This window comes from Ruegeria haliotis (assembly GCF_013377785.1).
Taxonomy (GTDB): Bacteria; Pseudomonadota; Alphaproteobacteria; order Rhodobacterales; family Rhodobacteraceae; genus Ruegeria; species Ruegeria haliotis.
Genome location: NZ_JABXWT010000001.1, coordinates 292,058 through 306,658, shown reverse-complemented (window position 1 = coordinate 306,658; position 14,601 = coordinate 292,058). Strand labels below are relative to the sequence as shown.

The following is a 14,601-nucleotide window of genomic DNA, read 5'->3' as shown; positions in this document are numbered from 1 at the left end:
TGTTGTTCTGGCAGCCTGAGGCTTACCACCATTTCCCGGGCTTGGCCACAAATCCGGCCGCGTTCTCCAGCGCATAAGCGGTGTTGAGCAGATCGCCCTCGTCCCAAGGCCGTCCGATCAGCTGCAGACCCAAAGGCAGGCCCTGTTTGTCCAGACCAGCAGGTACGGAAATGCCGGGCAGCCCTGCCAGGTTCACCGTGACCGTGAAGACATCATTCAGGTACATTTGAACCGGATCGGCCTCGGTCATTTCACCCAGACCAAACGAGGCGGACGGCGTTGCCGGGGTCAGGATCGCGTCGATCCCTGCGGCAAACACATCCTCGAAGTCTTTCTTGATCAGGGTTCGAACACGGCGCGCCCGGTTGTAGTAAGCATCGTAGAAGCCTGCCGACAGTACATAAGTGCCGATCATCACGCGGCGCTGAACCTCGTGGCCGAACCCTTCGGCGCGCGTTTTTTCGTACATCTCAGTGATGCCGTCACCCTGTGCTAAAGTCGCCCGACGACCATAGCGAACGCCGTCATAGCGTGCGAGGTTCGAGGACGCCTCGGCCGGTGCGATCACATAGTACGCAGGCAATGCGTATTTGGTGTGAGGCAAAGAGATGTCGACGATCTCGGCCCCTGCATCCTTTAGCATCGCGGCCCCGTCGGTCCAGAGTTTTTCGATCTCGGCGGACATACCGTCCATACGGTATTCCTTGGGGATACCGATCTTCTTGCCCTTGATGTCGCCGGTCAACATCGCCTCGAAATTCGGTACAGCCAGTTCGGTGCTGGTCGAATCCTTGGGATCATGGCCGCACATGGTTTCCAGCATGATTGCCGCATCGCGCACGTTCTTGGTCATCGGTCCGGCCTGATCCAACGACGAGGCGAATGCAACGATACCCCAGCGCGAGCAACGTCCGTAGGTGGGCTTGATACCGGTAATGCCAACAAACGCAGCGGGTTGGCGAATTGACCCACCGGTATCGGTACCGGTTGCTGCCAGGCACAGATCAGCCGACACAGCAGAAGCCGAGCCGCCGGACGACCCACCCGGTGTCAGCTGTGCATCGTCATTGCCACGCCGCCACGGGCTGACAGCGTTGCCATAAATGGATGTTTCATTGGACGAGCCCATGGCGAATTCATCCATGTTCAACTTGCCCAGCATCACCGCGCCCGCATCAGCCAGCTGCTGTGAAACCGTGGATTCGTATTCGGGCTTGAACCCTTCCAGAATCTTGGACGCCGCCTGCGAAGGCACGCCCTTGGTGCAGAACAGATCCTTGATGCCAATCGGCAAGCCGCACATGGATGGTGCGTCTCCATCCTTGATACGCGCGTCCGCCGCCTTGGCGCGTTCCAGCGCGATTTCAGGCGTCTTGTGGACAAAGGCATTCAGCGCGTCGGCGGCGTCGATGGCCTTCAGGCAGGACTCGGTCAGCTCGACCGAAGTCACGTCACCCTTGCGCAGCGCGTCGCGGGCCTCGGCCAGACCCAGTTTGTTCAGATCGCTCATGTCTTACTCCACCACTTTGGGGACTGCGAAAAAGCCCTCGCGCGCGTCAGGGGCGTTGGCCAGAACCTTGTCCTGCTGGTTGCCGTCGGTGACGACATCTTCGCGGCGCTTCAGGCGCATCGGCTCGACCGACACCATCGGCTCGACGCCCTCGACATCCACTTCGTTCAGTTGCTCGATAAATCCAAGGATGGTGTTGAATTCGGATGCCAGCGCCGGCAGCGCGTCATCCTCGACCTTGATCCGGGCCAGTTTGGCCACTTTGGCGGCGGTGCTTTGGTCAATCGACATCGGCTTCCCTCATATACGTTATGGGGCATTTACCTGTCTGTCGCACCGGTCGCAAGACCGCTGGAGCCCCTGCTGGTCCAAGATTCCAGTCCACCGCGCTAATTGCCATTCAATATTGAATAGCCGGTATGCAAAAAAGTAAACTGATTGGTTCACTTCACGTCTTGAAAAACTGAACTGAACCGTTCATTTTTATCTTGTATTACAGCACAAAACCGGAGATAAAAAATGAAAACGTTCATCACAGCCGCAATTCTGTCCGCCACCATTATGGCCGCACCGGTCATGGCGATGGGCATCGACACAAGCAACCTGACGCGCACGCTGACCTTTCCGACCCCTATCTCGGAGCCGGTCACGCAGGATCAGGTTAAACCGGGCAAGTAAAAGGCCCGCTGCAGCCGGGTCAGAGTACCCCCCGCTGACCCGGCTGCCACGCAATTGGCTGCTGCGCCCGCTGCACCAAACCGCTATCATGGCACGGAATGATCAATAGAACCGCACGTTTAAGCCGCGGTTCAAGCAAGCCAATGGAGCGGAATATGAGCGCGCGCAAGCAAGCGGTTCTGGACGCAATCGATGCGGCCAACACACAAGACCCCAACATCGAAGACGGTCAGCCCGAGGCGTTGCTTTATGGTCAACGCATGAGCGTCGAGCTTGATCGCCTGTTCCCGGATGCCTCGGACGCATTGCAGATCGCGGCGCGCGGACAACATGTGGAACGTTGGAAACTGGCGCGCAGCGAATACCCCGACGGACGCGTGGGCTATCTGACCTGGCGCAAGGCACAGGCGGTGCATCACGCTGATGTGGTAAAATCGCTGATGACTAAAGGCGGATACGGCGCCGAACAGACCGAAGCTTCTGCACGGATGTTGCGTAAAGAAGGCATCAAGCGCGACGACGAAGTGCAAGCGCTTGAGGACGTGATCTGCTTTGTTTTCCTCAAATGGTATTTCCAACCCTTTGCCGCGAAGCACTCGGCGGAAAAGATCCAACGCATTGTAGAAAAAACGGCGCGTAAGATGTCTGCTGAAGGTCGGGCGCGGGTTCTGAACGAGTTTGATCTGCCTGATCATCTGGCCGCGGCGTTTCAGGACAGATAAAGAACCCGCGTGTTTTTTTGTACGGTTAACAATGCGTTTACCATTTACCTGTCCCATTGGATCAGTAGGGAACTCCGGAATCCAGATCGTACATGTCCAGAAAACTCATTCTCCTTGTCGGGTTGCTTAGCTATCTGCTTGGGTGTCAGGAGATGCCAGCCAACCAACCGACTGCGAAAGTCATCGCTGTCGGTGATTCTCTCATGGCTTGGAACTCAACATCCGGCTCTTCCATCCCGGATGTGATCGAAGAGAACATCGGCGCTCCGGTCGTTGACCGAACGGTGTCCGCCGCATGGCTCCAAACCCAATTCAACGCGGAAGGAAAACCCAAAACCGGCGTACAAGCGCAGTTTGTCGAAGGTAATTGGAACTGGGCGGTCGTCAACGGCGGTGGTAACGATCTGATGTTAGGATGCGGGTGCATGAGATGCGACGCCGTTCTGGACAACATGATCTCGGCGGATGGTCAAAGTGGGCAGATCCCGCAGTTCCTGCGGCAGATTCGAAGCCGGGGGACTCGAGTCATCTATGTCGGCTATTTACGCAGCCCGAATCTGATCACGCCGATCGAGCATTGCAAATCCGAAGGTGATGAGTTTGAGGCCCGCATCGCAAAGCTGGCCCAGCAGGAAGACGGGATCACGTTTGCATCCATGCAAGACGTCGCACATCCCGGGGATCCTTCTTACTTCTCGTTCGACCTGATCCACCCCTCGCGCAAATCAAGCCGAATTATCGGCGAGCGGGTCGCCGAGATCATCAAGAACGAAGGCCTCTGACTCCACCGGTTTGTAACTTCGATATCAAACTATCTGCAGCACGTTTCCGCAGGACAACTCTCCGATACACCTCGATCATCCAGCCAAGCGTGATTGCATTCAGGATGTGCCAGATAAAATGTGTGCCCATCGAAAATTGACCGCAGATTGGGGCGTCCAAAGCGCGGAAAGCTATGGATGAAATCAGGATGAGCGCACCGATGCTCATCTCTCGGGCAACCTGCGGCTCTCTGTTCCGCAGCAGAAGCGCATAGATCAGAATCAGCAGTGGAACCGGCGCATACCCCGCCGACCCACCAAGACCCGGGACCAACCGAAACAAAGGAATCGTCGCAATCACGTAGGGAAAGAACAGCATGGTTCCCCCTAACGCGTAAGCAGGTGACATCCGCCAGACGTCCCGGTTCACAGCAAATATATAGACCAGAATGAACAGCGCGATGGGCGTTGTATCCGCAATCGCGGCCCAAACCTGAGCGTGCGTATGAAACAGAAAGCTGCCAATCCCAATGATCGCCAATAGCGCGATCAAAACCATGGCCAGAGGCATCTCTTGCCCTCGCACGCGCCGCCACATGATCCAGGCCGCGATCAAAAAGGCGGCATTCGTAACCGCATTGATGGGTTCCGCCCAATAGTCGGGCGACAACCGCTCACAATAGCCGTCGATTTCCTGCATCCAATCCATGGAATTTTACATAGCCGATGCTAGGCTGCTTCCAACAGCATGTTTGGGAGGAATTTTGATGAACATCATTTGGCTGGGCCATGGCAGCTTCCGCATCGAAACCGAAAGTCAGGTGCTGCTGATTGATCCTTGGCTGACGGGGAACCCCGTCCTGCCAGAAACACAGCATGATACGGCCGTCGAGGGGGCCACCCACATTCTGCTGACGCATACGCATTTCGACCACGTAGTAGACGTGCTGCCCCTGGCCAAACATCTGAACGTGCCAGTTGTCGGTCAGTACGACTTGATGGGGTATTGGAGCGAGGCCGAAGGCATCGAGACCATTGGGTTCAACAAAGGCGGCACTGTTGATCTGAACGGCATCAAAGTCACAATGGTGCCCGCGTCACACAGCTCAACCTTCTCAACACCCGATGGGCTGCGCACCGGCGGCAGCGAGGTCGGGTTCATGATCGCGGCCGAAGGGCACATGGTTTACGTTTCGGGCGACACGGATATCATGGCGGACATGGATTGGATGGGGGATTACTACAAACCCGATATCGGCATCCTGTCGGCGGGCGGTCATTTCACCATGGATATGAAAGCCACGGCCTATGCCGCCAAGCGGTATTTCAACTTCAAGACAGTGATTCCCTGCCATTACAAGACCTTCCCCATTCTCGAACAATCCGCGCAAGAGTTGGTTGACGGGTTGCCGGGTATCGATGTGATCGAACCCCAGCTGATGCAGGCGATCACTCTTTAGACCAGGGGCATGTGCCGGATCAGTCCGGCGCATCCTTTCGGCGCGCCTCAAAGAATGCCTTCAAAATCGCGGCAGATTCCTCGCTTGCGATGCCGTCATAGATCTCGGGGGCATGATGCGATTGCGGGTGCGAGAACACGCGCGCACCATGCGCCACGCCACCGGATTTCGGATCTGCCGCACCATAATAAATCCGCCGGATACGTGCAGCGGCCAGCGCAGCGGCGCACATCGCGCAGGGTTCCAGCGTGACGTAAAGGTCGTGATCCGGCAGTCGCTCGGACCCGGCATCGGCGCAAGCTGCCCGTAGCGCCTGAATCTCGGCATGCGCGGTTGGGTCATTCAATTCCCGTGTCCGGTTTCCCGCCGCGGCCACAACCCGGCCATCCGGTGCGACGATGACGGCACCAACCGGCACCTCACCGCGATCCGCTGCCGCGCGCGCCTGTTCCAGCGCTTTGTCCATATGCGATCTGAACACCATGCCCCTGACTGCATCAGAAACCTGCCTTTCGCAAGCGGGCGGGATGCGTTATGGCCCTTGCATGAGCAACACCCCTCTTCCCGGCGACCGTATCGCCAAAGTCCTGGCCCGCGCGGGCGTCGCCTCGCGCCGCGAGGCCGAACGCATGATTGAAGCAGGCCGAGTTTCGGTCAATGGCAAGGCTATCGAAAGCCCAGCCCTGAACGTCACCGACAAAGACAAAATCACTGTGGACGGTAAACCGGTGTCGGAACCAGAACCCTCGCGCCTGTGGCTGTATCACAAGCCCTCCGGCCTGGTCACAACCGCCCGGGACGAAAAAGGCCGCGCCACGATTTTCGACAAACTGCCCGAAGATTTGCCTCGGGTCATGAGTGTCGGACGGCTGGACCTGAATTCGGAAGGTTTGTTGCTGTTGACGAATGACGGGGGCATCAAACGTCAGTTGGAACTCCCGGCGACAGGCTGGTTGCGGAAATACCGCGTCCGCGTGAATGGCCGTCCGAAAGACGAAGACTTCGCCCCCCTGCGGAAGGGGATGGTAGTCGAAGGCGAGCGGTTCCAGCCGATGACCGTAACACTGGATCGTCAACAGGGCGCAAATGCGTGGCTGACCATCGGTCTGCGTGAAGGCAAAAACCGAGAGATCCGCCGCGCGATCGAAGATATCGGCTACACCGTGAACCGGCTGCTGCGAGTCTCATACGGTCCATTTCAGTTGGGCAGCCTGAAACCGGGCGAAGTCGAAGAAATTCGACGCCGCGTGATGCGCGATCAATTGGGTCTGGATGCAGATGCTAGTCCTGAAGAAACCCCGAAACGCCCGGCGCGCCCGCAAAGAAAACGGCCTCCGATAGGCAAGAAACCTCGCAAGTGATGTGGGTTTGCCAACCTTCCCCCTAGCGCCAAGCCCGCGCATCCACTAAATTTTCTGTGAATGCTGCTATTTGGGGGTCGTCATGTCCGGTACCGGAGTGCAAAAACTGGCCTATGCGGCCCTTCTGGTGCTGCTGTTTGGCGTCTGCACTGGCCTTTTGGGGGGCTTATAGCGCATGGCCAAAAGGTATGGTGGAAAATTCAGCCCCCAGGATGAGCCTTCGTCCAATGAGCCACTACAGCGTGGGCAATTCGATGGCGCGCGGGTCGAACCTGCAGGCGCACGCGCAAACATTCTGTTCCTGCCCGCCATTCCACTGGTATTCTTATCTTTGAACGACGGCGCCATCGGCATGACGATGGGGCTTGTGGCGGCAGGTTTGCTCACCGCGGCCGCTTTCATGCTGCGCGAGGGATTGCGAGCCGAGGCCGCGTTTAACGCCCGCCGCACAGCCCGGCGACCGGCGTTTCCGCGCAAGCTGTTCGCCAGTGCCCTGACTGGGCTTGGCGCGGCTCTGGCCTCGTACCGAACTGAGTATTTGGATGCCGATGCAGCCTCGCAGGTCAGCCTGTTGGCCCCGATCTTGTTTGGCTTAGCAGCGACCGCGCTGCATTCGGCGTCGTTTGGTCTGGACCCTTTGAAGGACAAAGGGATGGAGGGCATCGACACCTTTCAGCAAGATCGTGTCGCGCGCGTGGTTGAAGATGCCGAGACTCATCTGACGGAAATGACAGACGCGATCAAGCGCGCGGGCGATCGCCGGATCGAGGCACGGGTCGAGCGTTTTCAAGACACGGCCCGCGACCTGTTTCGCACGGTCGAGGAAGATCCACGTGATCTGGCCGGTGCCCGGAAATACCTGACCGTCTACCTGCAAGGCGCGCGCGACGCGACGGTGAAATTCGCGGACGTCTATGCCCGCACCCGGGATGCGCAGGCACTGGCAGATTATTCTGCTTTGCTGGACGATTTGGAACAGAATTTCGCGGCGCGCACGCGCAAACTGCTATTGGATGACCGCAGTGATCTGACGGTCGAAATCGACGTGTTGCGCGAAAGACTGCAACGCGAAGGCGTCCGGTTGGATTGACCGGCCACTATTTGAGCGAGGAACACCCCCATGTCCGATGAGATCAAAAACAAAGCGGTCGAGGCCGAAACACTGGTACAGGAAATCACCGCCGTTGCCCTGCCCGAACCACAAGCCGAGATTATCTCGCTGGAGGAAGCAGATGAGCCTGTGAGTGCCGAAATCCGCAAGCGGATGGGCGAGATCGACATGGACAATACCAATTCCATCGTCTCGTTTGGTTCCTCGGCACAGGCAGAACTGCAGGAAATCAGTCAGGCAATGCTTACCGATGTGCGCAACAAGGACGTTGGCCCCGCCGGGGACAGCCTTCGCAACATCGTGACCACGATCCGGGGTTTCTCGGTCAGTGAACTGGATGTGCGTCGCGAACGCAGTTGGTGGGAAAAATTGCTGGGCAAGGCTGCGCCCTTTGCCAAGTTCACTGCGCAATACGAAGAGGTACAGGACCAGATCGACCGGATCACCGACAGCTTGCTGGGGCACGAACATACGTTGTTGAAAGACATCAAGTCTCTGGACTTGCTCTATGATAAAACACTGAATTTTTACGATGAACTGGCGCTTTACATCGCAGCCGGTGAAGAAAAGCTGACCGAGCTGGACAGCCAAGATATCCCAGAAAAAGAAGCCGCAGTTCAGGCCGCGCCAGAAGAGGAACAGGTGATGAAAGCGCAGGAGCTGCGTGACCTGCGAGCTGCCCGCGACGATCTGGAACGCCGTGTGCATGACCTGAAACTGACCCGGCAGGTGACGATGCAGTCGCTGCCCTCGATCCGTCTGGTGCAGGAAAATGACAAGTCGTTGGTGACCAAGATCAACTCGACTTTGGTGAACACAGTACCCTTGTGGGAAACGCAGCTGGCACAGGCCGTAACGATTCAGCGCAGCGCCGAAGCTGCTGCTGCGGTCCGGGACGCCAATGACCTGACCAATGAGTTGCTGACATCGAATGCGGCCAACCTGCGCCAATCCAACAAGATGATCCGCGAAGAGATGGAGCGCGGAGTATTTGACATCGAAGCGGTCAAACAAGCCAATGCGGACCTGATCGGCACCATCAACGAAAGTCTTGCTATTGCCGATGAAGGCAAAGCCAAACGCGCCGCAGCCGAAGTGGAATTGCAAAAGATGGAAACCGAGCTGCGCGATACACTGGCCTCAGCCAAGGCGCGCAAGGACGGGATCGGCGACACCGCCGGAACGGCGGTTTCGGGCTAAGGGCGGGCTGGGCGTGCGGCCGTTGGGGATTGCAAAAGTTGGACTGGGCATAGCCTTGTTTTTGATGCTCGCCAACTGCGATGAGACCATGACGTCTTCTATCGTGCCCGAGCCGCGCCCGGTCGCGCCTGCCCCTGCTCCAAATGCATACGTCCCGCCATCCGCAGCCAGTCAGGATCTGGCCCGGTTCTATCAGCGGGTCGAGCGTGATTTGCTGACACGCGGGCTGCTGCGCACCGACGGTGGTGGCCCGGATACACCTTATGAGGCCGACGATCTGGCCCGAAATTTCGAGGCTATCGCATTCTACAGCGAATATCCCGATCACGTGGTTTCGGTCGGCGCGCGACAGACGGACGGGCAACTGAGCCGTTGGTCCGGCCCCGTGCGCATACAGACCGAGTTTGGACCTTCAGTTCTGCCCGCCTCGCGGGAACAGGATGCCGCGCAGGTAAAATCTTATGCGGCGCGACTGGCCAAACTGACCGGTCACCCGATTTCGACGACCGGTCGCAAGGCAAATTTCCATGTCTTCTTTGCGGGCAAGGATGATAGCGCCTATGTCGTGTCACGGCTGCGTAAATTGATTCCGAATATCAGTCAGGCCTCGCTGGAACTGGTCGCGAACCCGCGCGCAAACTTTGATTGCTTTGTGTTTGCGTCTGCCACCAATACATCACCATACGAATATGTGCGTGCGGTGACGCTGATTCGCTCGGAACTGCCTGATCTGGTGCGTCGCAGCTGTGTGCATGAAGAGATTGCGCAGGGCCTGGGGCTGTCCAACGACAGTCCGGCGGCGCGGCCATCGATCTTCAACGATGACGATGAGTTTGCCCTGCTGACCAGTCACGACGAGAAACTGCTTACAATGTTGTATGATCCACGCCTTGAGACCGGCGTTTCTGTCGATCAGGCCCGGCCCGTGGTGCGGATCATTGCACGCGAATTGATGGGGCAACCGCTTTGACCCCAAGGACAGGAGAACCCTAATGGGAATTTTCGATTTTCTGACCGGAGAATTCATTGATGTCATCCATTGGGTGGACGACACCCGCGACACGATGGTTTGGCGGTTCGAACGCGAGGGGCACGAGATCAAGTACGGCGCCAAGCTGACCGTGCGCGAAGGTCAGGCTGCCGTATTCGTGCACGAGGGGCAACTGGCGGATGTGTTCACCCCGGGTCTCTATATGCTTGAGACCAACAACATGCCGATCCTGACGACCCTGCAGCATTGGGATCACGGGTTCCAGTCGCCTTTCAAATCCGAGATTTATTTCGTCAACACGACCCGGTTCAATGACCTGAAATGGGGCACCAAGAATCCGATCATGCTGCGCGATCCGGAATTTGGCCCCACCCGCATCCGCGCCTTCGGCACCTATACCGTACGCGTTAAGGATCCGGCTAAATTCCTGGTGGAAATCGTCGGGACGGACGGCGAGTTCACCATGGATGAGATCAGTTTCCAGATCCGCAACATCATCGTCCAGGAGTTCAGCCGAGTGATCGCCGGTTCTGGTATTCCGGTTCTGGATATGGCCGCCAATACGGCCGATCTGGGCAAGTTGATTGCAGCCGAAGTGTCACCGATCCTTGAAGGGTATGGGCTGGGGATGCCGGAGTTCTATATCGAGAACATCTCGCTACCGCCCGCTGTCGAGGCGGCACTGGACAAGCGGACGTCTATGGGTCTTGCAGGTGATCTGGGAAAATTCACCCAGTATTCGGCGGCCGAGGCAATGACCGCAGCCGCAAACAACCCCGGACAGGGCGGCGGCATGGGCGCAGGTCTTGGCATGGGAATGGGCATGGCAATGGCCCAACAGATGTCGAACATGGCAGCGGGTCAGCCGAGCGGCCCGTGGGGCGCGTCCGCCCCCGCTGCGTCGCAACCCGCAGCGCACGCGGCACCGCCACCTCCTCCGCCAGTCGAGCATGTCTGGCATATCGCAGTTGACGGGCAGACCAGCGGACCATTTTCCAAAGCAAAGATGGGGCGCATGGCCCATGACGGCGAACTGACGCGGGACACCCATGTCTGGACTGCGGGTCAGGACGGCTGGAAAAAGGCCGGAGACGTACAAGAGCTGGCGCAGCTGTTCACGATCCTTCCACCACCCCCACCCGGAGCCTGAACTCAACCCGATCAGCCACAGCACAAGGCCGCCCGATGACCAAGGACGAACACCGCTTTCCCTGCGACCAATGCGGCGCGGATTACCGGTTCAATCCGGGGGATGGCACCCTCACCTGCGATCATTGCGGGCATTCCGAACCGATTGGCACAGGTCCTTGGGGCAGCGCCAGCCTGCGGGAACTGGATTTCGACGCCGCCATTGCAGACCGTCTGCCGGACAGCGAAATCGAAGAAACGCGTGTTCTGTCCTGTCCCAACTGCGCCGCTCAGGTTGAATTCGATCCAAACACGCACGCGGCGGAATGCCCGTTCTGCGCCACGCCGGTGGTGACGGACACCGGCGTGAACCGCCATATCAAACCCAAAGGGGTTTTGCCTTTCGCGCTGGACGAAAAAGCGGCCCATAATGCGATGAGCGGCTGGCTGGGCAAACTGTGGTTCGCACCCAACGGGCTGAAGGACTACGCCAGAAAAGGACGAAAGATGCAGGGCATCTATGTGCCCTACTGGACCTTCGACGCCGACACCAAATCCAGCTATCGCGGCGAACGAGGGGTGGTTTATTACGAGACGCGTACAGTCATGCGCGATGGAAAGCGCGTCCAGCAACAGGTTCCCAAAGTCCGTTGGACGCCCAAATCCGGCCGCGTGGCGCGGTTTTTTGATGATGTGCTGGTGTTGGCCTCACGTTCGTTGCCAAAGTCGTACACTGACGCGCTTGAACCCTGGGACCTGCCCGCGCTTGAACCCTATCAGCCCGAATATCTGGCCGGATTTCGGGCTGAGGCCTATACTGTCGAATTGCAGGAGGGCTACACCGAGGCCCGGTCGCACATGGCGCGGGTGATTGAACGCGACGTGCGTTTTGACATTGGTGGAGATCGTCAACGTATTCATGCAGTGGACACGGATGTCCGGAGTGTCACGTTCAAGCATATTCTGCTGCCGGTCTGGATGGCTGCGTATAAATACCGCGGTCAAACCTACCGGTTCGTTGTGAACGGACGGACAGGCCGCGTGCAGGGAGAGCGGCCATGGTCCGCGATCAAGATTACCATCGCCGTGGTTCTGGGCCTACTGGTCGCCGCCGGTTTCGGCTATCTGATAGCCACGGGACAGCAATAATCTTCCTTCGGCCAGCCGCGAAAACAGCTCGCCCCTTGAACATCGCCGGAGCAGTCTCCATCCTGCGCCTCGCACAATCGGGGATGAGGACACTGTGACGATATCCGCTTTGAATACTCTTCTCGAAAGGCGACACTCGTGCCGCGCCTTTCGCCCTGATCCGGTGCCCAAGGCGCAGATCGAGCAAATTCTGTCCAGCGCCTCATGCGTTCCAAGTTGGTGCAATGCTCAGCCCTGGAACGTGACGATCACAAGCGGTGAGGCAACAGATCGATTCCGCCACGCCTTGCAAAATGAAGCCCAGACCGGAACTCCTGCGCCTGATCTGCCATTTCCAACATCATACACTGGTGTCTATCAGGATCGTCGTCGTGCATGTGGTTGGGCGTTGTACCAGGCGGTCGGAGTGGAACGAGGAGATCGCACAGCATCCGCCCGGCAAATGACCGAGAACTTTGCCCTATTCGGCGCACCTCATTGCGCAATCATCTCCAGCCCTTCTGAACTTGGCCCTTACGGTGCATTGGATTGCGGCGGGTTTATCACCGCGTTTACATTGGCCGCGCAGGCCCTTGGCATCGCGACAATCCCGCAAGCGGCAGTTGCCGCCTACAGCCCGTTTCTGCGCCAGTATTTCCAGATTCCCGATGACCGGCTGATCCTGTGCGCAATTTCCTTTGGTTATGCGGACACGGACCATCCGGCAAATGCCTTTCGAACGGATCGCGCGCCACTGGGTGACATTGTTGAATGGCACGGGTAAACCCACACCCAAACTGACCTAACCTTCGCTGGAGGCTCCTGTTGCGCGCGCTTTTACAACGGATTTCGCATGCCAAAGTCTCGGTCGATGACGCCATCATCGGGAAATCGGGCCCGGGGTTGATGATCCTGGTCTGCGCCATGCAGGGCGATGACGAACAGCAGGCCGGAAAGCTGGCTGCCAAAATCGCCAAGTTGCGCATCTTCAAGGATGACGCTGGAAAAATGAACCGCTCCATCGTTGATGTGGGCGGGTCTGCCCTTGTGGTCAGCCAGTTCACGCTGGCTGCAGACACATCGAGTGGCAACAGGCCGGGTTTCTCAAACGCCGCGCCCCCCGAAATCGGAAAGCACTTGTACGAGGCCTTTGCTCAAAAACTGGCGTCACACGGTATTTCCGTCGAAACCGGGCAATTCGGGGCTGATATGGCTGTTGAGCTGGTCAATGACGGGCCGGTAACGATCTGGATCGAGAATTGATGACCCTTACGGAGCAAGCGATCAAGTTCTGGCAGGCCGGGGTGGCAGCTGTCGATGGATACGCGGCAACCAAGACAGCCCTGCCGGATATCTCAACGCCTGACCGTATTCTGGCTGTTGGCAAACCCGCCGCGGCTATGGCCCGCGCCGCACTGGATCATTTTGAGCCAGTTCCGACCCTTGTGGTCACCAAGGATGATCACGGGCGCGATCTGCCAGAGGCCGTTGAAGTGATCGAAGCCTCGCACCCAGTGCCCAACAACCGCAGCCTTGCGGGCGGTCGCGCCCTGCGTCAAGCCGTCGAAGCAATGCAACCGGGTTCGCATCTTTTGTTGCTGGTCTCTGGCGGCGCGTCCTCATTGGCCGAGGATCTGCTGCCGGGAAAGACACTTGAGGATCTCGAGGCGCTGAATCGACAATTGTTGTCGGAAGGGTTGGACATCACAGCGATGAATGCTGAACGGCGTAAATTGTCCCGGATCAAAGGGGGCGGTTTGCTGTCACACTTTGCTGGTGCGCAAGTGACGGTTCTGGCAATATCGGATGTGCCCGGTGACGACCTGAACGTGATCGGGTCAGGAATCGGAGCCGTGCCCGAGACCTGCGAATTCACTGCCACAACCCAGATCATTGCTTCGAACGCTCATGCCCGCGCTGCGGTCGTTGAAGCTGCACAAGCAGCGGGTCTTACGGTGTGGGCTGATGAGGAAACCCTGCATGACGATTACCTTTCAGTGGCTGCGCATCTCGGGCCGCGATTGCGCGAGATGAACACCGGGGTCATGGTATTCGGCGGTGAGCCAACCGTGGTCCTGCCCCCTGCCCCGGGTCGGGGTGGGCGGAATCAGGCACTGGCCTTGGCTCTGGCGCGCGAAATTTCCGGCCTTGACGGAATCACCGTAGTCGTAGGTGGTACAGACGGTACGGATGGTCCGACAGATGCCGCAGGCGGTATCATCCAAGGCTCAACCTGGGTCGAAAGTGCCGACGAAGCGCTCTTGAATGCCGATAGCGGGAACTTTCTGGACAAGGCTGGTGCATTGCTGGTGACAGGTCCCACTGGCACAAATGTTATGGACCTTGTTGTCGCAATACGCAGATGATTAGACGCTTTTCCCCTCACCTTGGTGATGAACGCCATGAAACTGTCGCGGAATGCCGATTAATGCAGAATTCGATCGTAGCGACGGAAGTCATCGCGCAAAATCCCAAGCGGCTTTTGCAGGGGTCGATGCAGAACAATAAAACTTGCCCGGCGATCCGAAATACGCCAACGTTGACTCATGCG

The 14,601-nt window shown here is 58.1% G+C and carries 17 protein-coding genes; 13 read left to right on the top strand and 4 right to left on the bottom strand.

What is annotated here, in order from left to right:
* Positions 1-22: 22 nt before the first annotated feature.
* Both gatA and gatC read right to left on the bottom strand, forming a co-directional pair.
* Positions 23-1,510 (bottom strand): Asp-tRNA(Asn)/Glu-tRNA(Gln) amidotransferase subunit GatA, encoded by a 1,488-nt coding sequence (gene gatA / locus HW561_RS01550; RefSeq protein ID WP_176861465.1) that lies wholly within the window; start codon positions 1,508-1,510, stop codon positions 23-25.
* 3 nt (positions 1,511-1,513) lie between these two features.
* A complete protein-coding gene (gene gatC, locus HW561_RS01545) occupies positions 1,514-1,801 on the bottom strand; it encodes an Asp-tRNA(Asn)/Glu-tRNA(Gln) amidotransferase subunit GatC (RefSeq protein ID WP_170325838.1) in 288 nt (95 codons plus the stop codon).
* Between the two features lie 228 nt (positions 1,802-2,029).
* Between gatC and HW561_RS01540 the strand changes: the two genes are divergently transcribed.
* The 3 genes from HW561_RS01540 to HW561_RS01530 all read left to right on the top strand — a co-directional run bounded on the left by HW561_RS01540 (position 2,030) and on the right by HW561_RS01530 (position 3,692).
* Complete coding sequence (locus tag HW561_RS01540; protein ID WP_176861464.1) at positions 2,030-2,188, top strand: hypothetical protein; 159 nt, start codon at positions 2,030-2,032, stop codon at positions 2,186-2,188.
* A gap of 155 nt (positions 2,189-2,343) precedes the next feature.
* Positions 2,344-2,910, top strand: coding sequence for a DUF4202 domain-containing protein (locus tag HW561_RS01535; protein ID WP_176861463.1), 567 nt, complete (start codon positions 2,344-2,346; stop codon positions 2,908-2,910).
* A gap of 92 nt (positions 2,911-3,002) precedes the next feature.
* Positions 3,003-3,692 (top strand): SGNH/GDSL hydrolase family protein, encoded by a 690-nt coding sequence (locus HW561_RS01530; protein WP_328803222.1) that lies wholly within the window; start codon positions 3,003-3,005, stop codon positions 3,690-3,692.
* Here HW561_RS01530 and HW561_RS01525 read toward each other — a convergent pair.
* A complete protein-coding gene (locus HW561_RS01525) occupies positions 3,673-4,380 on the bottom strand; it encodes a ceramidase domain-containing protein (RefSeq protein ID WP_176861461.1) in 708 nt (235 codons plus the stop codon). The two genes, HW561_RS01530 and HW561_RS01525, sit on opposite strands and share 20 nt — an antisense overlap.
* Positions 4,381-4,438: 58 nt before the next feature.
* Here HW561_RS01525 and HW561_RS01520 point away from each other — a divergent pair, with 58 nt between their 5' ends.
* A complete protein-coding gene (locus HW561_RS01520) occupies positions 4,439-5,131 on the top strand; it encodes a metal-dependent hydrolase (RefSeq protein WP_176861460.1) in 693 nt (230 codons plus the stop codon).
* Positions 5,132-5,150: 19 nt separating this feature from the next.
* Here HW561_RS01520 and HW561_RS01515 read toward each other — a convergent pair whose 3' ends face one another.
* Positions 5,151-5,615: a nucleoside deaminase gene (locus HW561_RS01515; protein ID WP_176861459.1), complete on the bottom strand. Its 465-nt coding sequence runs from the start codon at positions 5,613-5,615 to the stop codon at positions 5,151-5,153.
* A 61-nt stretch (positions 5,616-5,676) separates the two neighbouring features.
* Here HW561_RS01515 and HW561_RS01510 point away from each other — a divergent pair, with 61 nt between their 5' ends.
* The 9 genes from HW561_RS01510 to HW561_RS01470 all read left to right on the top strand — a co-directional run bounded on the left by HW561_RS01510 (position 5,677) and on the right by HW561_RS01470 (position 14,416).
* Entirely contained in the window at positions 5,677-6,492 is an 816-nt protein-coding gene (locus HW561_RS01510; protein WP_408015356.1) for a pseudouridine synthase, read from the top strand.
* A 175-nt stretch (positions 6,493-6,667) separates the two neighbouring features.
* Positions 6,668-7,582: a 5-bromo-4-chloroindolyl phosphate hydrolysis family protein gene (locus HW561_RS01505; protein ID WP_176861457.1), complete on the top strand. Its 915-nt coding sequence runs from the start codon at positions 6,668-6,670 to the stop codon at positions 7,580-7,582.
* Positions 7,583-7,612: 30 nt separating this feature from the next.
* A complete protein-coding gene (locus HW561_RS01500) occupies positions 7,613-8,803 on the top strand; it encodes a toxic anion resistance protein (protein WP_176861456.1) in 1,191 nt (396 codons plus the stop codon).
* 88 nt (positions 8,804-8,891) lie between these two features.
* A complete protein-coding gene (locus tag HW561_RS01495) occupies positions 8,892-9,773 on the top strand; it encodes a DUF2927 domain-containing protein (protein ID WP_235962740.1) in 882 nt (293 codons plus the stop codon).
* Positions 9,774-9,795: 22 nt separating this feature from the next.
* Entirely contained in the window at positions 9,796-10,944 is a 1,149-nt protein-coding gene (locus HW561_RS01490; protein ID WP_176861455.1) for an SPFH domain-containing protein, read from the top strand.
* 35 nt (positions 10,945-10,979) lie between these two features.
* A complete protein-coding gene (locus HW561_RS01485) occupies positions 10,980-12,071 on the top strand; it encodes a TFIIB-type zinc finger domain-containing protein (protein WP_176861454.1) in 1,092 nt (363 codons plus the stop codon).
* A gap of 94 nt (positions 12,072-12,165) precedes the next feature.
* Positions 12,166-12,834, top strand: a complete 669-nt coding sequence (locus HW561_RS01480; RefSeq protein ID WP_176861453.1) for a nitroreductase — start codon at positions 12,166-12,168, stop codon at positions 12,832-12,834.
* Between the two features lie 41 nt (positions 12,835-12,875).
* A complete protein-coding gene (gene dtd / locus HW561_RS01475; RefSeq protein ID WP_176861452.1) occupies positions 12,876-13,313 on the top strand; it encodes a D-aminoacyl-tRNA deacylase in 438 nt (145 codons plus the stop codon).
* Positions 13,313-14,416 (top strand): glycerate kinase type-2 family protein, encoded by a 1,104-nt coding sequence (locus HW561_RS01470; protein ID WP_176861451.1) that lies wholly within the window; start codon positions 13,313-13,315, stop codon positions 14,414-14,416. The genes dtd and HW561_RS01470 overlap by 1 nt, the downstream gene beginning before the upstream one ends.
* Positions 14,417-14,601: the final 185 nt, after the last annotated feature.